Here is a 22977-nt window from a genome sequence, read left to right as displayed (position 1 = left end):
AAAATGAATGTTATGGGGGATAAAAATGGCAGATAAGGATTATTATTCAATTCTGGGATTATCAAAAGATGCCAGTCAAGATGACATTAAGCACGCTTACCGTAAAATGTCTAAGAAGTATCATCCTGATATCAACAAAGAACCCGGTGCTGAAAAGAAGTTTAAAGAAATTAACGAAGCTTACGAAGTTCTAAGCGACGAACAAAAACGTCGTAATTATGATCAATTTGGCTCCGCTGATGGCCCATCTGGTGGTTTCGGCGGAGGTGCCGGAGGCTTCGGAGGCGGAGCTGGAGGATTCTCTGGTTTCGGTGGTGGCGGATTCGACGACATCTTTAGCCAATTCTTTGGTGGTGGCGCACGAGGTGCACAAAGAGATCCAAATGCTCCAGTTAAGGGTCGTGATCTTCAATACCAAATGACAATTAATTTTGAAGATGCTGTTTTTGGTAAAAAGACTACTATCAGATACGATCGTGAAGCTAAGTGTGATACCTGTGATGGTTCAGGTGCAAAACCAGGAACTCATCCAGAAACTTGTCACCAATGTAACGGTAGTGGTTATGTAACATCAGTTCAAAATACACCATTAGGTCAAATGCAAACTCAACATCCATGTCCTACTTGTGGAGGAACTGGTAAAGAAATTAAGGACAAGTGTCCTAAGTGTGGTGGCTCTGGTCACATGCATGAAAGTCACAAGGTTGAAGTAAACGTTCCTGCCGGTGTTGATGATGGGCAACAAATGAGATTACAAGGACAAGGAGAAGCTGGTGAAAACGGTGGACCTTACGGTGACTTGTTTATCGTATTTAGAGTAAAGCCTAGTCGTGATTTTGAACGTGATGGCTCTAATTTACATTACTCACAAAACATCTCATTTACCCAAGCTACTTTAGGTAGTACTATCAAGGTTAAGACCGTATATGGTGACGTTGAAATGAAGGTTCCCGCTGGAACTCAATCCAACACTACTTTCAGATTAAGAGGGAAGGGAATGCCTAAGATTAACAGTAGTTCAAAAGGTGATGAACTAGTAACTGTTAAGATTGTCACTCCTAAGAGTTTAAACAAACAACAAAAACAAGCTCTAAAAGCTTTTGCTGAAGCATCTGGCGAAGAAGAATACAAGAATGGTGGATTCTTCGAAAAGATGAAAGATGCTATGAATGGTAAGAAATAAATTAAGAGTCGCATAAGCGACTCTTTTTTGTTGTTAAAAAGAATTTTGATATCATGATTTAGTTTGTGAATTGCCTTTTGGGTTGTTATAATTGTATTAATACATTATGTTGAAAGTAGGAATAAACATGGACATAGAAAAAATGAAGGAACATCAAAAATACATTCGTAACTTTTCGATTGTTGCTCATATTGATCATGGTAAATCTACTTTAGCCGATCGAATTTTAGAAATGACAGATACTGTCGCAAAAAGAGATATGCAAAACCAATTATTGGATGACATGGAATTAGAAAGAGAACGTGGAATCACAATTAAGTTGAATGCAGTTGAGCTAAAGTACCATTCTAAGGATGGTCATGACTATGAATTTCATCTTATCGATACACCAGGACATGTCGATTTCTCATATGAAGTATCGAGAAGCTTGGCTGCCTGTGAAGGTGCCGTTTTAGTCGTTGATGCTGCCCAAGGCGTTGAAGCACAAACTTTAGCTAATGTTTACTTGGCAATCGATGATGATTTGGAGATTGTTCCTGTAATTAATAAGATTGATTTACCTTCTGCACAACCAGACATGGTAAAAAAAGAAGTTGAAGATATAATTGGCATCGATGCTGAAAATGCCGTTTTAGCTAGTGCTAAAAAGGGAATTGGAATTGAAGATTTACTAGAAAGAATTGTGGAAGAAGTACCTGCTCCTCAAGGTGATATAGATGCACCATTAAAAGCGCTTGTCTTTGACTCTGTTTATGATGATTATCGTGGAGTTGTTTTGAGTGTTCGTTTAAGAGATGGTGTTGTTAAACCAGGAGATAAAATTCGCTTAATGAATAGTGGTAGTGAATACGAAGTTACCGAAGTTGGTGTTAACTCACCACATCCTGTTCAAAGAGAATACTTAATGGCGGGTGACGTTGGGTACATTACAGCAAGTATAAAGGATATCAACCAAACTCGTGTGGGGGATACAGTTACTAATGCTGATAATCCAGCAGATGAACCATTACCAGGTTATCGTGAAATGGAACCAATGGTTTATTCTGGATTATACCCAACCGACAATGCCAAGTTTGGTGACTTAAGAGAATCACTTGAAAAACTTAAATTAAATGATGCTGCATTAGAATTCGAGCCTGAATCATCACAAGCACTTGGATTTGGCTTTAGATGTGGATTCTTAGGTATGTTACACATGGATGTTGTGCAAGAACGTTTAGAAAGAGAATTCAATCTAGATTTAATCACTACCGCTCCATCCGTTACTTACCACGTCTTTACCACCGATGGTCAAAGAAAAGATGTGGAAAACCCATCGGAAATGCCAGATGCTTCAGAAATCAAAGCGGTTGAAGAACCATACGTAAAAGCAACTGTAATGGTGCCTAACGATTATGTTGGTGCCGTGATGGAGCTTTGCCAATCACGTCGTGGGCAATTCGAAACAATGGAATATATTGATGATTATCGTGTCAACATCATGTACTCAATTCCATTGTCAGAAATCATCTTTGACTTCTTTGATAAGTTGAAGTCAACCACTAGAGGATATGCATCACTTGATTACGAATTAGGGGACTACAAGCCTTCTGATCTAGTTAAGATTGATATCCTATTGAACGGTGAAAAGGTCGATGCATTGAGTTTCATTTCTCACCGTCAATTCTCAGCTAGTCGTGCTCGAGTAATCGTTGAAAAACTTAAGAAGATTATTCCACGTCAAAACTTCGAAATTCCTGTTCAAGCCGCAATTGGTGCTAAGGTAATTGCTAGAACTAATATTAAAGCATACCGTAAGGATGTTACTGCACATCTATATGGTGGTGACAGAACTAGAAGAATGAAGTTACTAGAAAAGCAAAAAGCTGGTAAGAAACGTATGAAGGCCGTTGGTAAAGTGGAAATTCCACAAGCCGCATTCATGGCTGTTCTACAAACTGATGAAGAAGAAAGCGATAAAAAGTAATTGACTTCATAAGAAATTATCAGTATGATATATTAAAAATATAGAGTCTTTAATTTAGTCCCGTGAGGCTGATAAGATTAGCGAATTTAATAAAATTTGTGAAGGTCTATTCGTCTAGGGATGAATAGACCTTTTTTGCTAGGTTAAAGCTCTGAAATTATTTAGGGGGATTGGTTATGAATAAAAATTCAGATACCATTTTAGATGTTAACGATAAACCAGGATTATGGCTATGGATTGGTTTATCTCTACAACACATGTTTTCAATGTTTGGAAGCACAGTAATCGTTCCGTTATTGGTTGGGTTAAGTCCAAGCATTGCTTTATTTACTTCTGGAGTTGGGACTTTAATTCACATTCTAGTAACACAGAAGAAGATTCCAGCTTACATGGGTTCTAGTTTCGCGTTCATCGTACCAATGAAGTACTTGATGCAGATAACTGGTTATCCTGGAATTGCTCAAGGGGTAATAGCAGTTGGTGTAATTTATTTAATTGTGGCATTATTGATTGCCATGATTGGTTCAGAATGGATTGATAAGTTACTACCAGCAGTTGTGGTTGGCCCTGTTGTAATCGTAATCGGATTATCACTAGCATCTAGTGCAGCTAATGATGCAATGTTAAAAAATGGCAATTACGACTACAAGTACGTTTTTGTAGCATTAGTAACACTACTATTAGCAATATTTTTTAACATGTACTTGAAGGGATTTTTAGGATTTATGCCAATCCTACTAGCTATCATTTGTGGATATGTTTTATCGATTGCAATGGGATTAGTTAACCTAAGTACAATTGCAAATGCTCCATGGTTCTCAATGCCTAAATTCGAAATTCCATTCGTTTCATACAATGTGAAATTTGAATGGGGAGCAATCATTGCAATTGCACCAATCGCTTTCGTCACCATTACAGAACACCTGGGTCACTTGATGGTGCTAGATGAATTAACAGGTAGAAATTACTTTAAGGATCCTGGATTAAACAGAACATTAACTGGTGACGGTTTAGCTTCAATTTTTGCCGGATTAGTCGGTGGTCCGGCAGTAACTAGCTATGGTGAAAACATTGGAGTTATGGCAATTACTAAGATTCACAGTGTCTATGTATTGATTGGTGCTGCAGTATTTGCCATTTTATTCTCATTTGTGAACAAGTTAAACGTTTTAATTATGCAAATGCCACTTCCAGTAATTGGTGGTATCAGTTTCCTATTATTTGGAACGATTGCTTCTAGCGGGATTAAAATCATGATTGAAAATAAAATTGATTTAGCAAATAAGCGTAATTTAATGATTGTTTCAACCATTTTGGTAATCGGAGTCGGTGGTTTAATGATCAAAATCGGAACATTGCCATTAAATGGACTAGCTGTATCCGTAATCTTAGGAATTTTATTGAATATTGTATTACCTAAAAATTAGTAAAGATTAATAATTACCAATTAAAAACAGTGCTTTTAGTGATATAATGCAAATAGGTAAATTAGAGAGAGTTTGCCGCATTATTAGACTGATATGCCAAGTTTTAATTGGTATTTTTTATTGGAAAATATTATGAGAGAGGCACTTAAATATGAATGAACCATATCTATCCGTGATAGTGGCCTGCTATAACGTACAAGATTACATTGAAAAATGTTTGTCATCCATTGCTAATACAAATTTCCCTATGGAAAGCCTTGAAGTATTGATGATTGATGATGGATCAACTGATAATACAAGTAAAATTATTGATGAATTCGCAAATAAATATAATAATTTTAGAGCACTACATAAAGAAAACGGTGGTTTAAGTAACACTAGAAATTATGGGATGAAGCACGCTAGAGGAAAGTACATTGCCTTCGTTGATGGTGATGACATTGTTCCTGCTAATGCTTATTCTTCAATGGCGTTTAAAGCACGTCAAAACGACTCAGACTTAGTTGTAGGTTTTGTTAAACGTTTTGATAAGGATCGTTATGAAAACTCATACCTACATTCTTTTGCTGTGCACGATGATTACGATAATACGCACATTACAACCAACCATGACTTGATTTATGACACAACCAGTTGGAATAAACTATACAAGCGTTCCTTCTTACTTGATAACAGCATCAAGTTTGTGGAAGGCATCATCTACGAAGATATTCCATTTTCAATGGAGGCACATTTGAAGTCACGTAAGACTTCAGTTGTAGAAGATGATGTCTATGAATGGAGATGGCGTGAAAGTGCCGATTCCATTACCCAAACAAGAAGTGCGCTTTCAAACTTTGAAAGTCGACTAAGTTCACTTAGAAGAACACTACAAATCATTTTAAGCAATGGATTTAGTGAAGAAGACGCATTTGTTCAGGACTTTAAATATAAGGCATTGTTCCTAGATTTATTTATCTTTATTCAAAACCTAGGTGATAATAGCAGTGATTATATTTACCAAGCTCAAGAAATGGTTTACAAGTTCCTAAGAGATTGGCACTTGTGGGATTCAGAAATATTCTACCGTTTGCCAGTCAAACAACAAATTCTATATTCAGCAATTAGATATAACGATGTCGATGTCATTAATGACATTTCTTATAAAAAGCAAATTGGTGAATTTAAACATTCAATTGGTGGATCAAACTACCGACTAATTGCGCCTGAACTAGGTGATAAGAAGCAACTAGTTGATAATGTTAATTTAAACGATAACAACAGTCGTTTTAACCAAAAGATTAGAGACGTTGAATTTACAAATGTTGATAACGGTGATATTAGAATCGATGGGTCATTTAAGATTACTAAGCTTCATCTCGTTAAACAAACATTTGGAGATGGTAATAAGAATGAATCATTACAAGCTAGTTTGATTAATGTTAAGAACCAAAAGACTGTTAAGGTTCAAATTAAAAGAGTTGAAAGTCCCTTTGTTAGAAGAACTCTAAAGCCAAATGCTAAGTACAACAACGCTGATTACGAAGTTGATTTTAATATTAAACAAGCAATCAATACTTTAGGCGTTGGAACTTGGAAAATACAAATCACAAACACTGTGGATAACCACATTATGGTGAAGGATTTTGCTACTAATCCAAGTGAAAAATTATCACAAAAAAACATTTTACCGTTTGAATACAATGGCGTAAAAGTGATTACTAGATTTAATAGTGTTGGTTCACTAGTCTTTGAAGTAATCGATTTAAACTCTGATTCTCATAGAAGACCAGTTGTTAGTTATCCAACAGTCAGTGATGATAAACAGGAACTAAGTTTTAACGTTGTTAACATGGATGTATCTGGATACAATGCCGTATTAATATCTGAAAATGGCACTATCATTCATTCGATTAATCAAAAAGAAAATATTTTTGCATTTCATGTTAAAGAAATTAACGACAAGGCTCGTAACCAAGAACTCAAGTTAATTATTTTAGATAATTTTACCCATGCTGAAATGAACTATTCATTTTCTTCAAATAAAATTAATCAGCAAATTAATTTGGATGATGGGGATGCAATTTCATTATTTTATGGAGATATTAGGAATATGCAACTAATGTTGGAAGAAGCACCATTTGTTGCTAAGGAAGTCAATGTTGATTCTAATAACGTCTTACATGTTTCTGCCAAAATGAATAAATCAGTTGATCCGAGCTCAGTCTTGGCATCACAAGCTCATATTGAGTTAATTAGTGCTGATAAGGCAACTAGAAAGATATTGGATCCAACATCCAACCATTTCCAAATAAACGGTGACAGTTTTGAATTTGATTTTGCACTAACTTCTGACAACATGGAGCAATTGGAATTACTTGAAGGTGACTATCAATTTAAAATTTACCTTCAACTCGATGGTAATGCTCAAACCTACCGAATTAAGTATTCCAAAAAGTGTCGTATTAAGAAAACTGAATTACCTTTTAATGGAAAATCACAAATTTTTTACACAGTAAAGAAGGATAAGAGTATGAATCTTATCTTCGAAATAGTACAACCTTTCTTTGGATTTATGGATTCTAAGAAGGGGCTACGTGCGATTTCTTACTCGGTTTTATATCCATTGATGAGATTATTACCACTTAGAAATGTGATGGTCTTTGACTCTTATTGGTCAAGCAAGTTTGATAGTAACGAAAAGTTGATGTACCAATATGTTGAAGAAAATCATCCAGAAATAAAAACAGTGTGGATTTTTAATAACATCGAAACAAAAATTACTGGAAACGGTGAAAAAGTTCGAGTAAACACATTTAAATATTGGTATTATTTAGCGGTTGCTAGATACATTATTCAAAACACTAACATGCCTAATCGCTATGCTAAGCGTAAGGGTCAAATCGAAGTGGAAACACTTCATGGTACATTTTTAAAGCACATGGGATTTGATGAACCACACTTTAAATTTGGAACTAACAAATTACAAAATCGTTTTGCAATGAGAAATCGTCGTTGGGACTACTTAGTAGTACCTTCTGATTACATGGAAAAGACCGCTAAACACGCATTCAACTACAGTCAAAAAGTTATTAAATCAGGATTCCCTAGAAATGATGAATTGTACACTAATAACAATACAGATTACATCAATTCAATTAAGAATAAACTCGGTATTCCTCTAAACAAACGTGTAATTTTATATGCACCAACATTTAGAGCTGATGGTGGTTTTGACTTCAAGCTTGATTTAGACAAGCTACAAGAAAAATTATCAGATGGTTACGTTCTGCTTGTTCGTTTGCATTACTTTGTAGCTCATTCAAATAGTTTTTACAGTAATCCTGGATTCGTATACGACGTTAGTGACTACGATAATATTAACGATTTGTACCTAATCAGTGATGCAATGATCACCGATTACTCATCAGTAATGTTTGACTACGCACATCTAAAACGTCCAATGATTTTCTACGCATACGATGCTGATTGGTACTTAGACGAAGCTAACCGAGGTGTCTACTTGGATTACTACAAGCAAATGCCTGGACCAATTGTTAAGACTGAAGACGAATTGATTGATCGCATCAGACATATCGATTCAGTTGCTGACAATTATGCAGACCAAATGGAAACATTCTGTGATGAGTTTGCTCAATACGGTCGTAATGGGGATGCCACTCAACAAGTTGTTGAAACAGTATTGAATACCCAAAGAGAAGATTTAGACCAAGAACCAGCCAAGAGTTTGCTATTTAAGAAGATTGGTCATTTCTGGGATACTAACTTCTTTCAAGCAAAGTTGTTAAATGAACTATCAAAACGTCTTGCTAAGAAGGATATCGTGATTTTCGATAGTTTCTTTGGAACCCAATATTCAGACAATCCTAAGGCAATTTATGAATACATGAAAGCCAACTATCCTGGATTTAAACTATACTGGAACGTCAACAAGGAAGATCGTGAATTCTTTGAATTAAATCAAATTCCTTATGTAACTAGATTTGGTTTCAGAGGAATCTTAAAACAAGCAAGAGCTAAGTACTGGGTAACAAATTCACGTCGTCCATTCAGATGGCACCCAAGTAAAGACACTGTCGTATTACAAACTTGGCATGGAACACCACTAAAGACCATTGGTGCCGACGTTATGAAGGTAACAATGCCGGGTGTAAATGTTGCTAAATACCATGAAGACGTCTTTAAGGATAACAGAAGATGGACAAGATTGATTGCACCTAATATGTATTCAGCAGAGATTATGCAACGCTGCTTTAGAATGCAAGCTAGTCAAATCCAATTGGATGGATATCCAAGAAACGACATTTTAGTAAATTATAACTATAGTGATATCTCCGAAATTAAGAATGACTTGGGAATCGAAGATAATAAAAAGGTTATCTTGTATGCTCCGACTTGGCGTGATAATGAATACATTAAAAACGATGAGTTTACGGCGAAGTTACACCTTGATTTACAAAAGCTACAAGAACGTTATGAGGGTAAAGCATACGTGCTAGTAAGAACTCACTACTTAATCTCTAGTAATCTAGATTTAAGTGATTACGAGGGATTTGCACTTAATGTAAGCAACTATCCAGATATTTCTGAATTATATCTAATCAGTGATGTATTGATTACTGATTACTCATCAGTAATGTTTGATTATGCAACATTAAAACGTCCAATGATTTTCTTTACTTACGATTTAGAAGATTATGCAAATGCCATTCGAGGGTTCTATTTTGACTTCGTTAAAGAAGCACCAGGTCCAATTGTTAAGACTAATGATGAAGTAATTGAAAGTCTTGACGACATATTTGAAAACGGTTGGACCCCTGACGATAAGTATGAAGAATTCTACAAGAAGTATTCATCTTGGATGGATGGTAATGCATCTAAACGTTCTGTTGAAAAAATGCTAAGTGATCATAGCCTTGAAACATTCTACAGTGATGATTTATCAACACAAGGATTAAGTGATCAAATGATTGCCAAAGACGGTGCAACACTTTGGGCAAAAGATAAGGACTTCGCTAACTATCGTGATAATCATTTTGTTAAGTATTTAGATGGTGATAGAGAAGTGAAAGTAATTAAGACAGCTCAATTATGTGATAGAGAATTCAAAGAATTCTTAGGTGCTAAATACGCATTAGTCAGTTTAGACAATCATAATTACTGGATTAATACAGAAGAATTAAGCAAATAAGATTGAAGCATCAACGGTTTATCGTTGGTGCTTCTTTTTTTATTGAAAAAAGATTGAGCTTTTTTATGAAAGGGGTTTATTTTATTTTTAAAATGGTTTATAATTTATTTTGTTATAAAGTTCACAAACGAAAAACAAGTGATTATTATTACAAAAATCATTTTAAAATACGTATAGAATTAATTTATGCGTAAGGTTTCTAACTTGATTTTATAATATTTAATGTTACTATTTATTTGTTAATTAAGTTTGTGCTTTATTGCACTAAGTTTTTGATAGTTTATAAGCTATCAGATGCTAGATAATTTTTTCACAATAAAAAATAATATTAAAATTACAGGTAAGGGGTATTTCTATCATGCAAATTAGTGCAAGTGCTACTAAGTCAAAAAGAACAATTTCTTGGACAAGCTCTATTATTTACTTTTTAATTTCACTAATTATTAACTCATTGGGGAATGTTTTAACATTAGTAACTAGTGCCAAAATTCATCCATCTTTTCTAGGATCAGCATATTGGACTGCTGCTGAAAATAATCTTGGTTATGCTGTTTTAGGTAATGGTAAATGGGTTTTATTCTGGGCATTCTTTGGATTAGGAATGTTAATTACAGTTCTTAATTCAATTCTAGTTGGAAAATGGAGCTGGAGTAGAGTGATCGGTAATGCTGCATTCTTGGGACCATTTTCACTACTAATTAACTATTTCAATGGTGTAGTAAGTGATTGGTTACCAGAAGCACATGGAATTGGAATGACATTAGCTTATGTATTACTTAACTTTGTTGGTGTAGCATTTATTGCAATTGCGATTTCAATTTATCAAAGAGTTAATATTGCACTACATCCTGCTGATGATTTAATGCAAATTTTGAGATTTAAATATTGTGATGGAAATGCTTCAAAGGCAATGTGGTTCTCATATATTCCACCAACTATTATGGCAATTATCGCTATTGTAATTACTCATCAATTCAATAACTTTGGATTAGGAACACTGTTTGCGTTCTTTTTCCAAGGTGGAATTACAGGAATTGCTGATAAGCATGTCTTTACCAAACTAAAGCATCAAGCTCTTGATGTTGGAGAAGTAAAATAATAGATTTTGAACGCCTGATTTCTGTGTAACTAACAGATGTTTGGCGTTTTTATTTATATCCAATATAGGTGGACAATTTAGCAAAGTTAATATAAAATTTATATAGAATGATTTATGGACAGATTATGCTTTATTAAAAAGCAATTGCAAAATATTAAAATGGAGGTGTACAAACAATGCTTAATCGAACTAAGAAGTTTTTAAGAGATAATGGATACTACTACAAAAAGACTTACATTAGACCATTGCTTACTCCAGATAACGTTTACGTGTTTAGATTTGGAAAGAAACATTTAGATAACCGTTTAATCATCAGATACGGTCACAAATGGACAGGTAGACAAAAAATTAATGAAATTGATTTAAGACTTCATAAACAAAAACATCCACGAATTTTTAAGGATGAAAATTCATTGATGCTTTATTTGGAATCTCACTTGCAACAACATGAGGAAAAACTTAAGCAACTAAAGATTCAAGACAAAGAAAAGACAGAATCTAAATAGTACGCTAAATTAATCGGGGGTGTGTCCTGTAAGAGGGATGCACCTTTTTTGTAAAAGTTAACAGGGGTGTTTGAAATGGAATGGACTGAAATATCAGTATTAACAAATGATGAATCTCAAGATGCAGTTATTAACATCTTGATGGAATTTGGATCTCTAGGTGTGGAATTAGATTCAAGAGACGATGGAGTATTGAGTATTAACTCATATTTCCCAGAAGACTTTGACATTAAATCAAAGGTTCCAGCAATCCAAGAAAGAGTGGACCAATTAAAGAGTTTTGGATTAAATCCAGGAATGGGTAAAGTTGTTACCAAGGATTTAAATGACGATAAATGGAATACTGAATGGGAAAAATACTACCATGCAAAACGAATTACTAAGTTTTTAACAATTTCACCTGTGTGGGAAGATTACAAAAAAGAATCAGATGATGAATTAGTCATCAAATTAGACCCAAAAAAAGCATTTGGTACAGGAGTACATCCAACCACAGTTTTATGTCTTCAAGCGATTGAAAACATCCTTAGAGAAGATCAAAGCATTCTAGATATTGGAACTGGATCTGGGGTCTTAAGTATCGGTGCCAAACTTTTAGGGGCTGCTGATATTGAAGCTTATGACTATGATGACGATGCCGTTACATCTGCCAAACAAAATGTTTCCTTAAATGGATTCGCTGACGACATTAAGGTTGGTAAGAACAGTTTGCTAGATGCTATTACTAAAAAGGTAGATATTATTTTTGCGAACATGCTTCCAGAAGCGGTATTACCATTAATTCCACAAGCAGTTAATAATCTAAATCCTGGCGGACAAATTATTATTTCAGGCATTATCAAGGAAAAACTAGATATTACCAATCAAACACTTAAGGACAACGATTTCGTGATTGATCAAGTATCAATGTTAGGTGATTGGTGCGGAATTACAGCACATTTAAGAAAGGATGATGAATAGATGCAACACTACTTTACAGACCAAATATTGAGTAATGATACTGAATTTGAGGTTAGTGCTGATATCGCTCATCATTTTATGGGTGTTTTACGTTCCACAGAAGGAAATCGTTTCGAAATTGTAGATGGTAATCACCAATTATTTGTTGCCGAATTAACTGATAACGAAAAGAATCTAGCTAAGGTAGTGGAAAAATCTGACAAAGATGTCGAACTCCCTGCTGATGCTATAATTATTTGTGGATTGCCAAAAAAGGAAAAAGCTGAATTAGTGGTTCAAAAAGCTACAGAGTTAGGAGTTAAAAAGATTATTTTTACCCCGACAGATTGGGCTATTGCTAAATGGAATAATAAGGCAGAAAAGAAATTACAACGTTTTAGAAAAATTGCAAGAAGTGCTGCTGAACAATCACACCGAAATGTGATTCCAGAAATTGAATATATAAACTCAATCAAGGAACTAGATAACTATGAGTTTGATCACCGTTTAATTGCTTATGAGGAATCAGCTAAACACGGCGAAAAATCAGATTTAATTAAGACACTTGATAAGACCAAACCTGGTGAAAGTGTTGCAATGTTCTTTGGACCTGAAGGCGGTATATCTCCTAAGGAAGTGGAAATATTACAGTCGATGGGATATTTGACTTGTGGACTAGGACCTAGAATTTTAAGAACTGAAACGGCACCGTTTTACTTTTTATCAGCTTTATCAGTTCATATGGAATTAAACTCATTAAATTAATGATAAAATATAGAAAATAAAAGATTGGAAGAAGGTTTTGGAAATGTCTGAACATAAGATTTGGTCAAAAGAAGATTTGTTTAAAGAAATTTCCAGTTACATGAATGAACAACATGTAGGAATGGTTAAAAAAGCATACGAATTTGCGTCAATTTGTCATAAAGACCAATTTAGACAATCCGGAGAACCTTATATTGTTCATCCAATTCAAGTGGCTAGTATTTTAGCGACATTAAAGATGGATCCTGAAACAGTAAGTGCTGGTCTATTACACGATGTTGTAGAAGATACCGGTGCTGAATTATCAGATATCGCTGAATTATTCGGTAATGACATCGAATTAATCGTAGATGGTGTTACCAAGCTTGGTAAGATTAAGTATAAATCTAATCAGGAGCAATTGGCTGAGAACCACCGCAAGCTTTTGTTAGCAATGTGTAAGGATATTCGTGTCATGATTGTTAAATTGGCTGACCGTTTGCATAACATGCGCACACTAAAACATTTAAAACCAGAAAAGCAACGTCGTATTTCTAATGAAACATTGGAAATCTACGCACCACTTGCTGACCGTTTGGGGATTGGAACAATTAAGTGGGAATTAGAAGATATCTCACTTAGATACCTAAATCCTCAACAGTACTACCGCATTGTTCACCTAATGAACTCTAAACGAGACGAACGTGTTTCATACATTAATGAAGCAGTTAAAGAAGTTAACCAACAGGTTAAACAAATGGGACTTAAGAATGTGGAGGTCTATGGTAGGCCTAAGCACCTATACTCCGTTTACCATAAGATGGTCATTAAGAAGAAGCAATTCGAACAGATTTATGATCTATTGGCAGTTAGATGCATTGTTGATTCCATCAAAGACTGTTATGCAGTTTTAGGTGCTATTCATACTAAGTGGTCACCAATGCCTGGTCGTTTTAAGGATTACATTGCAATGCCTAAGGCTAACATGTATCAGTCATTGCATACCACTGTTGTTGGACCCGGTGGACGTCCATTAGAAGTTCAAATCAGAACCAAGGAAATGCACCAAATTGCTGAATATGGGGTTGCTGCACACTGGGCATACAAAGAAGGAGCTACAGATGAAGTTAAGGAATCTTCAGATAATAATCGTTTAAACTGGTTTAAACGCATTATTGAACTACAAGAAGATACCGATAGCGCCTCTGACTTTATGGATGGTGTAAAAGGTGACCTATTCGGTGATCATGTATATGCATTTACTCCTCAAGGAGATGTTTTGGAATTGCCTAAGGGTGCTGGTCCACTTGATATGGCATACCTAATTCATACTGATATTGGTAATCACACCGTTGGTTCTCGTGTTAACGGTAAAATTGAGCCATTAGATTATCAAATTCAAACAGGTGATATCGTCGAAATAATGACATCATCCAGTTCCGCTGGTCCTAGCCAAGATTGGATTAATCTAGTATCTACCAGTCGTGCTAAACACAAGATACGTCAATATTTCAAAACTCGTGATCGTGAAAAAAATGTGAACACTGGAAGAGACATCTTAACCAAGGCTGTTAAAGATGCTGGTTACGATGTTAATGAAATCATGACCAAAGAACATCTTGAAGATGCAATTAAGGACACATATTATAATCAAGTGAATGATATGTTTGCTGAAATCGGTTTTGGTAATAAGCAACCAAACGGAATTGTTAATATTTTAACTGCCAGTATCCGAGATGAGGCTGAAAAGAAGAGAATTGAACAGCAACAAAAAGATATTCTTGAAAACCATCAAACAATTGAAAAAAAAAGCGATGAAGTTAACAAGACTAATAAGAATAAGAGGCCTTCAGATGGAATCGTAATTGAAGGCGTCGATAATCTATTAGTTCGCTTAAGTCACTGTTGTTCACCTGTTCCTGGAGATAAAGTGGTTGGATACATCACTAAAGGTCGTGGTGTATCTGTTCACCGTAAGGACTGTCCAAACATTAATGATAATGATGAACGTTTGGTAAGCGTTACTTGGAACATTGCTTCAGATAATCACGCTTTATTCATTGCTAACATTGAAGTACAAGGGTACAACCGTAATAACTTGTTAAACGATGTTATCAAGAAGGTTAGTACCATTTGCAAACAAATCAATTCAATTGAAGGTAAAGTGGATCATGATAAGACTGCCGTTATTTCACTAAAGTTAGGAGTTCGTAACTTAGAACAATTGAATATGATTATTGAACATTTGAAGAATATTCCTGATGTTTACGTAGTAAAAAGACCATTTATGTAAGGAGTTAATTATGCGAGTTGTACTTCAAAGAGTAAGTCATGCTAGCGTATCGATTGGTAAAGAACAAGTTGGAAAAATTAACCAGGGTTACTTGTTATTAGTCGGTATTAAAGATGGCGACACTATGGATGATATTGATTATTTAGTTCGAAAGATTAGTAACTTACGCATTTTTGCTGATGAAGATGGTAAGACTAACTTGAGTTTAAAATCAATTAATGGTGAAATCTTATCTGTATCTCAATTTACTTTGTATGCCGATACTAAGAAGGGAAATCGTCCTTCATTCACAAAGGCGGGAAAACCCGATTTTGCATCTGATATGTATGACCAGTTTAACCAATCCCTAAGGGATGCAGGTAATTATGTTGAAACTGGACGTTTTGGTGCTGACATGCAAGTTGATTTGCAAAATGATGGTCCGTTTACAATTATTTTTGATACAGAAAACAAATAAAAAGAGCTTGTGAAAGCTCTTTTTTAATTAGGGGAGAAAGACATGGATTTAATTTGGGATTTTGATGGAACAATTATGGATACGTATCCAATTATGGTTGATGCATTTGTTAATGCCTTAATTGATATGAGAATTGATGAGCTTGAAATTGATGATTATGAAATTAATCAGGTGATGCGTCGACACTCGCTAGCAACATGCGTGCAAAAGTACGCTGCTCATTTCAATATTGATGCCGACAAAATTAATGATAAATATCGCCAATACGAAAAACAAAATGTCAAAGACTCCAATATCTTTATGAATGTAGATAAGGTATTAGCACAAAATGTCGATGATGGTGGGAGAAACTTTTTACTAACTCATCGTGATGATGATGCTATTGCAATGTTGGAAGATGCCGGATTAAAGGGTTACTTCACCGAAATGGCAACAAAAAATCAGGCTTTCAAGAGAAAACCTGATCCAGAAGCTGTTAACTATTTAATTAAACATAACGACATTAATCGTAGTGATTGCATGTTCATGGGGGACAGAAAGCTAGACGTTGATGCTGCTCATAATGCTGGAATCAAGGCCTGCTTATTTGACCCAGATGGAATGATTAATTCTACAGGTAACCCAGAAGTAACAATCAACAACTATTATGATTTCTTGCATCGTAATGACTAGTATTGACTAAGAATATTCTTTACTTCTAGTCCATAGCCACCGCCAAACATGACGTAGTGAGCCAGTAGATAGAAGAATTGATAGTATTGAATTCTTTTCTTCCATCCAGAATCGAGTGGATAGGTGTCATTGTATCCTTCGTAGAAGTCGGCATTGAAACCACCGAAAACGGTCGTCAAACCAATGTCGAATTCACGGTCACCGTAGTAGACATCAGGGTCAATCAAGATTGGATTGCCGTCTTCTAGAAATGAGAAGTTGCCACTCCATAGGTCACCGTGAAGAAGGGATGCATCACTGTGATGTCTATCCATATCTTTTTTGAAAGCTTCCTTTAGATTATCAAAGTGGTTTAAATCTTCTTTGGAGATTTCACGGTTTTTAATCGCCATATCCATTAATGGGTTCAAACGTTGTTTGATAAAGAAATCAGCCCAATTATCATTCCATGTGTTTTTCTTTGGCACGCGACCTAGTTTAAAGTCTTTGTCTAGACCAAAACGGTCATTGTGGTGCTTGTGAACGTTGGCTAACATTTGGCCTAATTGATATTGATTGCCAAATGGTGATAGGTTCATCCATTTTTGAATTAGAAAGCCATCACCATCAATTTCACCATAGTCAATAATAGTTGGGACGGTTGCATATTGACCGATAAGGTTGATTCCTTCTACTTCGTGTTCGAAGAATTCCTTTCCTTTATTGGGTTGGACTTTCATAAAGTATTTTTGGTTATCGGCAATGATTTCATATGAATCATTGATATCGCCACCTGATACAGGGGTGAGTTTAGTTACGTTTTTAATTGGTAATTGTTCAAGCCATTCTTGTGTTAATTGCTTCATATATATCACCTCTATTCCATTCTACAATGGATTTAGAATGAAGCAAAATATGTGAGTTCTTGACTTTTTAAGTAAATTACATTAATCTAAAACATGAATAGAATACTCGCTGATGAAAAAAGAAGAGTACGGAATTTTCTTAGGTATAAGAGAGCGTTAGTTTGGTGAAATAACGACGAAAGAAATCCTGGAAAGACACTTTTGAGGCTAATGGCTAAGCCATTCGTAATTATACGTTACATAAGAGTTAAAAAAAGGTGGTACCGTGCTTTTTGCGCCCTTGTCTAAATGATTTTATTTAGACAAGGGCTTTTTTATTCAGTTATTAAAGTTTGCGGAGGGATTATCATGCGATATCAACGTCCAAAAGGAACCGCAGATATTTTGCCAGGAACTTCAGAAAAATGGCAATTTGTTGAAGAAACAGCTAGAAAGTTGTTTGCGGCTTATCGTTATCAAGAAATAAGAACACCAATGTTTGAAAGCTTTGATGTTTTCTCAAGAACATCAGGAGAAACTTCAGACATTGTTACAAAAGAAATGTATGACTTTCACGATAAGGGAGATCGTCATATTACATTAAGACCAGAAGGAACTGCTGGCGTAGTTAGAGCGTTTGTTGAAAATAAACTTTACGGTCCAGATACACCGAAGCCAGTAAAGATGTATTACATGGGACCTATGTTTAGATACGAACGTCCTCAATCTGGTCGTCAACGTCAATTCCACCAAATCGGTGTTGAAGCTTTCGGTAGCGAATCACCAGAATTAGATGTTGAAGTTATTTCCATGGCCGTTAACTACCTACAAAAACTAGGAATTGATGACTTGAGAGTAGCTATTAACACATTAGGTGATAAGCAAACTCGTGCTGACTACCGTCAAGCATTGATTGACTACTTGGAACCACACTTTGAAGAACTAAGTGATGATTCTAAGGAGCGTCTACACAAAAATCCTCTTCGTGTGCTAGATAGTAAGGCACCAGAAGACCAATTAATCGTTGATGGTGCACCTTCAATTCTAGATTACCTAACCGATGATGCTCAAAAGCATTTCGACAAGGTAACTAGACTATTGGATGATTTAGGCATCAAATACGATGTTGATCACACAATGGTTCGTGGATTGGACTACTACAACCACACAATCTTTGAAATCATGGCTAACGCTAAGGAATTAGGTGAAGGCTACACTACAATCTGTGCCGGTGGTAGATACGATGGCTTAGTTGAAGAACTAGGTGGTCCTCAAATGCCAGGTGTTGGATTTGGTCTAGGGGTAGAAAGATTACTTCTACTTATGGATTCGAAGAACTTCCAATTCCCAGACACATTTGGTTTAGACGCTTATGTAGTTGGAATTGGTGACGATGCAAGTGTTGAAGCACTTAAGGTTGTTCAAGCACTAAGAAATCAAGACTTTAAGGCTGATAAAGATTACCTAGCACGTAAGCCAAAGGCGCAATTCAAGAGTGCTGACAAGCTAGATGCTAAGTTCACCTTAACTTTAGGTGATAATGAGCTAGAATCAAACACTATTCATGTTAAGAACATGGCTGATGCAAACGAAGTTACTGTAGATATTAATGAAGTAAAAGATAACTTTGCAGAATTAATTTCAAAGAACTTTAAATAGAAAATAAGATTAGGAGAGATATTATGAACCGAACAACTTATTGTGGTTTAGTAGACGAAAGCTACTTAAACCAAGAAGTATGCTTAGACGGATGGGTTGCCAAACGTCGTGACTTAGGTAAATTAATCTTCGTTGACTTAAGAGACCGTAAAGGAATTGTCCAACTAGTATTTAGTGACAAGAACAGCGCAGATGCATTGGCAATCGCTGATCAATTAAGAAATGAATATGTAATCGAAGTAAAAGGAACTGTAGTTGCCAGAAGTGAAAAGGAGGTTAACCCAGACATTAACACTGGTAAGATTGAAATTGCTGTTTCAGAAGTAAAAATCTTAAACAAATCTGAAAACCCTCCATTTGATATTAAGGACAATATAACAGCTTCAGAAGAAACTAAGTTGAAGTACAGATACTTAGACTTAAGACGTCCAGAAGTACAACGTGGAATTATCTTAAGAAGTAAGATTACTCAAGCAGTTCACGAATACTTTAACAAGAATGGTTTTGTAGACATTGAAACTCCTAACTTAACAGTTTCAACTCCAGAAGGTGCTCGTGATTACCTTGTCCCTTCAAGACTTTACCATGGTTCATTTTATGCACTACCACAATCACCACAACTATTTAAGCAATTATTGATGGGTTCAGGCTTTGATCGTTACTACCAAATTGCTCGTTGTTTCCGTGATGAAGATTTACGTGGTGACAGACAACCAGAATTTACCCAAATCGATATGGAAACTTCATTCTTAAATGCTGAAGACATCCAAGACCTAACTGAAGGCTTAATCGTTAAGGTAATGAAGGATACTTTAAACATCGATATCAAGGCTCCGTTCAAGCGTATTACTTGGCAAGAATCGATGGATCGTTTTGGTACCGACCAACCAGATGTTAGATTTGGTATGGAACTAAAGGATCTATCAGACATCGTTAAAGATGTTAGCTTCAAGGTATTTAGTGGCGCAATTGAAAATGGCGGTAAGGTAAAAGCAATTGCCGTTCCTGGTGGTGCTGACAAGTACTCGAGAAAAGACATCGACAAATATGCTGAATACGTAGAAAGATTTGGTGCCAAGGGTCTTGCTTGGATGAAGGTTACCGACGAAGGTTTAACCGGTCCAATTGCTAAATTCTTCGATGACCAAAGTGTTGTTGACCAAATGCTTGCAGCTACTGAAGCTAAAGCAGGCGACTTATTACTATTCGCTGCTGACAGAGACAAGGTTGTTGCTGACACATTAGGTTACCTAAGATGTGCAATCGCTAAGGAACAAGACATGATTCCTTCAGACGTCTTTGACTTCTTATGGGTTGTTGACTGGCCATTATTCGACTACGACGAAGGTATCGACAGATGGGTTCCAGCTCACCATCCATTCACAATGCCTAACGAAGGTGATGAACATTACTTAAACGATGGCGAAGACCCTCACAAGGCTCACGCTCAAAGTTACGACATTATCTTGAATGGTCTAGAACTTGGTGGCGGATCAATCCGTATCCATACTAAGGAACTACAATTGAAGATGCTAAAGGCCTTAGGCTTCACTAGAGAAAGCGCCCAAGAACAATTTGGTTACTTCCTAGACGCCTTAGACTACGGTTTCCCACCTCATGGAGGTTTAGCTATCGGTTTAGACCGTTTTGCTAGATTATTAGCACAAACTGAAAATATTAGAGATGTTATCGCATTCCCTAAGAATTCAAAGGCTACTGAACCAATGACTAACGCTCCAGCACCTGTTTCTAAGAAACAATTAGATGACTTAGGACTAGAAACTGAAGACGAACCAGAAGCTTAATAATAAAGAAAGACTTCCATTAGGGAAGTCTTTTTTTAATTCGTATTTATGTTATACTATTTTCATATTAAATGAGAGGTTATGAAACTTATGGACGATGTTCAAAGGATTTTAAGACGACATCAATACTTAGCGAAAGCGTCAACTGCCTTTATGTACGGAATCATGGTATCAATTGCCATGAATTTTTTCTGGACGCCAGGTAAAATCTACTCATCTGGATTTACTGGTTTATCACAGTTGATTAATACTTTATCAGGGAGATTTTTACCATTCTCCATTTCTCCTTCGATTGGTTTATTTGTATTAAATATTCCATTTTTTATACTAGCATGGAAACAAATTGGTCATCAATTTACTTGTTTTACCATCTTAACTGTTTTTCTGGCAAGTTTTATGATTAAGTCATTGCATCCGGTGTATCTAACCAATGATCCAATGATTTGTGCCATCTTTGGTGGTGTGGTTAATGGTTTTGGAACTGGAATGAGTTTGAAAAACGAGATTTCTACAGGTGGATTGGACATTTTAGGAATCGTTATCAGAAGAAAGACGGGGAGGAGTATTGGAACAATTAACATCGCTTTCAACATCTTCATCATTACCGCAGCCGGATTTACGTATGGTTGGCCATACGCATTCTACTCAGCTATTGGGATTGTGGTAAATGCTAAAGCAATCGACTTTGCCTACACCCGTCAACAAAGAATGCAGGTGTTGGTAGTAACCGATCATCCAAAGACGGTGATTGATAGTATTCAAAACCACATTCCACGTGGAATCACAATTATTCACGGCGCTGAGGGTGCCTACAATCATGATGAAAAAACAATTCTATTTACGACCATTTCAAGATATGAACTATCCGAGTTACAGGAAGCTTTAGATGAATCAGATGAACACGCATTTGCAAGTGTGACTGAAGCATCTACTATTATGGGGCATTTCTATGAACACAAGGTTGAATAGTTAAATGTAATAATTTTTATACATTAAGTGTGATATAATACTGGATTGTGTGATAGTTTTTAAATATGGTGGGATCTGTTTTGAAGGTTATGTATATATTTTTAATTAAGATAGTATCTTTACTATTTTATTTCAGAAAAAAAGAGAATGTAATTTACATAATGAGCTTTGATAATAATCTTGGATTAATTAAATCGATGGCTCGTCGATTGCCAAAAAATAAAAGGCTATATGTATATTATGAATCATCAAGCGAAGCAGCTGCGACTGACTTAGCTGCATATGGAATTAAGACCGTCTTATTTCGTGATGGTTTTAAATTAATATTTGATTTAATTCCAAAGATAATGGCAAGTAATGTTGTTTTTTGTGACAATTACTTTCCGTTCATGGGTGGCATTGCCCATCCAAAGGATTTAAAGGTTGTTCAATTATGGCATGCCAACGGAGCAATTAAGAAGTTTGGTTGGGAAGATGCTTCTACTAAGGATAGAAGTGCTTCTGACAAACGTCGTTTTCAAAAGGTTTATAACAGCTTTGATGAATACGTGGTTGCTTCCGAAACAATGGGGCATGTGTTTGAGAACAGTTATCATGTTTCCTTTGACAAAATGAAGATGATTGGTTATCCAAGATCTGATAGATTATTTAAGGAAAAATGGCAAAAGATTGCTAGAAGACGTGTTTATAGTTTTGCTCCCCAATTGAAGGGCAAACGAGTAATCTTATACGCACCAACATATCGTGATGAGGGTAGGTCATTTAATCCACCTAAGGGTGTTGTTAAGGCCCTATCAAATGATCCTAATGCAATGGTAGTTGTAAAGCTACATCCGCTTCTAAAGGACTTAGAAGAAAAATTGCAAAAAGAATCAAAGAATCCAAACGTGATGTTTTCAAATCAATTATCAACCACAGATTTGTTAGCTGTAACTGATACCTTAGTAACTGACTATTCATCAGTTGCTTTTGATTATTCACTATTGCCTAATGCGCATTCTCTATTGTTCTTTATGTTTGATTTAGACCAATATAAACAAAATCCGGGAATTCAAAATGATTTATTGAATTGGTTACCTACAAAACCTATTACATCCTTGGATGATTTAAGAAAAGCAATTAGTGATAATAAACAAACAGATTTTACCAATTTTAATCATCATTGGAATAAATACAATGATGGTTTTGCAACAAGTCGAGTAATCGACAGATATATTAAAACTTTAAAGTAAAGGAAGTGTGA

16 protein-coding genes are annotated in these 22977 nt (G+C 35.6%); 15 read left to right on the top strand and 1 reads right to left on the bottom strand.

From position 1 onward, the window contains the following. The first annotated feature begins 25 nt into the window (after nt 1-25). From dnaJ to FD688_RS06895, 11 genes are all read left to right on the top strand, one after another. Nucleotides 26-1183 (top strand): molecular chaperone DnaJ, encoded by a 1158-nt coding sequence (gene dnaJ, locus FD688_RS06945; protein ID WP_138742369.1) that lies wholly within the window; start codon nt 26-28, stop codon nt 1181-1183. A gap of 127 nt (nt 1184-1310) precedes the next feature. Beyond that, nucleotides 1311-3149: a translation elongation factor 4 gene (gene lepA / locus FD688_RS06940; RefSeq protein ID WP_138742368.1), complete on the top strand. Its 1839-nt coding sequence runs from the start codon at nt 1311-1313 to the stop codon at nt 3147-3149. Between the two features lie 176 nt (nt 3150-3325). After that, nucleotides 3326-4576, top strand: a complete 1251-nt coding sequence (locus FD688_RS06935) for a uracil-xanthine permease family protein (protein WP_138742367.1) — start codon at nt 3326-3328, stop codon at nt 4574-4576. A 151-nt stretch (nt 4577-4727) separates the two neighbouring features. Beyond that, nucleotides 4728-9767, top strand: a complete 5040-nt coding sequence (locus tag FD688_RS06930; RefSeq protein WP_138742366.1) for a bifunctional glycosyltransferase/CDP-glycerol:glycerophosphate glycerophosphotransferase — start codon at nt 4728-4730, stop codon at nt 9765-9767. 358 nt (nt 9768-10125) lie between these two features. Beyond that, nucleotides 10126-10866 (top strand): fructose permease, encoded by a 741-nt coding sequence (locus FD688_RS06925; RefSeq protein ID WP_138742365.1) that lies wholly within the window; start codon nt 10126-10128, stop codon nt 10864-10866. A gap of 176 nt (nt 10867-11042) precedes the next feature. After that, complete coding sequence (locus FD688_RS06920) at nt 11043-11372, top strand: hypothetical protein (RefSeq protein ID WP_138742364.1); 330 nt, start codon at nt 11043-11045, stop codon at nt 11370-11372. A gap of 75 nt (nt 11373-11447) precedes the next feature. After that, nucleotides 11448-12332, top strand: a complete 885-nt coding sequence (prmA, locus tag FD688_RS06915) for a 50S ribosomal protein L11 methyltransferase (RefSeq protein ID WP_138742363.1) — start codon at nt 11448-11450, stop codon at nt 12330-12332. Then, the gene (locus tag FD688_RS06910; protein WP_138742362.1) at nt 12333-13076 is read left to right on the top strand and encodes an RsmE family RNA methyltransferase; all 744 of its coding nucleotides are present in this window, start codon (nt 12333-12335) and stop codon (nt 13074-13076) included. A 43-nt stretch (nt 13077-13119) separates the two neighbouring features. Beyond that, complete coding sequence (locus FD688_RS06905) at nt 13120-15348, top strand: RelA/SpoT family protein (RefSeq protein ID WP_138742361.1); 2229 nt, start codon at nt 13120-13122, stop codon at nt 15346-15348. A gap of 10 nt (nt 15349-15358) precedes the next feature. Continuing rightward, nucleotides 15359-15805 carry a D-aminoacyl-tRNA deacylase gene (gene dtd / locus FD688_RS06900; RefSeq protein WP_138742360.1) on the top strand — a complete coding sequence of 149 codons (447 nt, stop codon included), beginning with the start codon at nt 15359-15361 and terminating at the stop codon, nt 15803-15805. 42 nt (nt 15806-15847) lie between these two features. After that, nucleotides 15848-16477 carry an HAD-IA family hydrolase gene (locus FD688_RS06895; protein ID WP_138742359.1) on the top strand — a complete coding sequence of 210 codons (630 nt, stop codon included), beginning with the start codon at nt 15848-15850 and terminating at the stop codon, nt 16475-16477. On the opposite strand, the gene FD688_RS06890 is transcribed toward FD688_RS06895, so the two are convergent. Next, the gene (locus tag FD688_RS06890) at nt 16474-17322 is read right to left on the bottom strand and encodes a fructosamine kinase family protein (protein WP_138742358.1); all 849 of its coding nucleotides are present in this window, start codon (nt 17320-17322) and stop codon (nt 16474-16476) included. The genes FD688_RS06895 and FD688_RS06890 overlap by 4 nt on opposite strands. Nucleotides 17323-17670: 348 nt before the next feature. On the opposite strand from FD688_RS06890, the gene hisS reads away from it, so the two are divergent. The 4 genes from hisS to FD688_RS06870 all read left to right on the top strand — a co-directional run bounded on the left by hisS (nt 17671) and on the right by FD688_RS06870 (nt 22966). Next, complete coding sequence (gene hisS / locus FD688_RS06885) at nt 17671-18960, top strand: histidine--tRNA ligase (RefSeq protein WP_138742357.1); 1290 nt, start codon at nt 17671-17673, stop codon at nt 18958-18960. 23 nt (nt 18961-18983) lie between these two features. After that, nucleotides 18984-20765 (top strand): aspartate--tRNA ligase, encoded by a 1782-nt coding sequence (gene aspS / locus FD688_RS06880; protein ID WP_138742356.1) that lies wholly within the window; start codon nt 18984-18986, stop codon nt 20763-20765. 90 nt (nt 20766-20855) lie between these two features. Then, complete coding sequence (locus FD688_RS06875) at nt 20856-21734, top strand: YitT family protein (RefSeq protein ID WP_053795503.1); 879 nt, start codon at nt 20856-20858, stop codon at nt 21732-21734. Between the two features lie 65 nt (nt 21735-21799). Next, nucleotides 21800-22966 carry a CDP-glycerol glycerophosphotransferase family protein gene (locus tag FD688_RS06870; protein ID WP_190242940.1) on the top strand — a complete coding sequence of 389 codons (1167 nt, stop codon included), beginning with the start codon at nt 21800-21802 and terminating at the stop codon, nt 22964-22966. Nucleotides 22967-22977 lie beyond the last annotated feature (11 nt).

Origin of the sequence: Apilactobacillus kunkeei, from assembly GCF_005930975.1 — a bacterium.
In the GTDB taxonomy this organism is placed as follows: Bacteria; Bacillota; Bacilli; order Lactobacillales; family Lactobacillaceae; genus Apilactobacillus; species Apilactobacillus kunkeei_E.
Note: the sequence above shows the minus strand (reverse complement) of the source record. Positions and strands in the feature narration are given on the sequence as shown.

Bases quoted from the DNA above. Each gene is read 5' to 3' on its own strand.
- dnaJ (WP_138742369.1), top strand. From the start codon at position 26: ATGGCAGATAAGGATTATTATTCAATTCTGGGATTATCAAAAGATGCC.
- lepA (WP_138742368.1), top strand. From the start codon at position 1,311: ATGGACATAGAAAAAATGAAGGAACATCAAAAATACATTCGTAACTTT.
- FD688_RS06935 (WP_138742367.1), top strand. From the start codon at position 3,326: ATGAATAAAAATTCAGATACCATTTTAGATGTTAACGATAAACCAGGA.
- FD688_RS06930 (WP_138742366.1), top strand. From the start codon at position 4,728: ATGAATGAACCATATCTATCCGTGATAGTGGCCTGCTATAACGTACAA.
- FD688_RS06925 (WP_138742365.1), top strand. From the start codon at position 10,126: ATGCAAATTAGTGCAAGTGCTACTAAGTCAAAAAGAACAATTTCTTGG.
- FD688_RS06920 (WP_138742364.1), top strand. From the start codon at position 11,043: ATGCTTAATCGAACTAAGAAGTTTTTAAGAGATAATGGATACTACTAC.
- prmA (WP_138742363.1), top strand. From the start codon at position 11,448: ATGGAATGGACTGAAATATCAGTATTAACAAATGATGAATCTCAAGAT.
- FD688_RS06910 (WP_138742362.1), top strand. From the start codon at position 12,333: ATGCAACACTACTTTACAGACCAAATATTGAGTAATGATACTGAATTT.
- FD688_RS06905 (WP_138742361.1), top strand. From the start codon at position 13,120: ATGTCTGAACATAAGATTTGGTCAAAAGAAGATTTGTTTAAAGAAATT.
- dtd (WP_138742360.1), top strand. From the start codon at position 15,359: ATGCGAGTTGTACTTCAAAGAGTAAGTCATGCTAGCGTATCGATTGGT.
- FD688_RS06895 (WP_138742359.1), top strand. From the start codon at position 15,848: ATGGATTTAATTTGGGATTTTGATGGAACAATTATGGATACGTATCCA.
- FD688_RS06890 (WP_138742358.1), bottom strand. From the start codon at position 17,322: ATGAAGCAATTAACACAAGAATGGCTTGAACAATTACCAATTAAAAAC.
- hisS (WP_138742357.1), top strand. From the start codon at position 17,671: ATGCGATATCAACGTCCAAAAGGAACCGCAGATATTTTGCCAGGAACT.
- aspS (WP_138742356.1), top strand. From the start codon at position 18,984: ATGAACCGAACAACTTATTGTGGTTTAGTAGACGAAAGCTACTTAAAC.
- FD688_RS06875 (WP_053795503.1), top strand. From the start codon at position 20,856: ATGGACGATGTTCAAAGGATTTTAAGACGACATCAATACTTAGCGAAA.
- FD688_RS06870 (WP_190242940.1), top strand. From the start codon at position 21,800: ATGGTGGGATCTGTTTTGAAGGTTATGTATATATTTTTAATTAAGATA.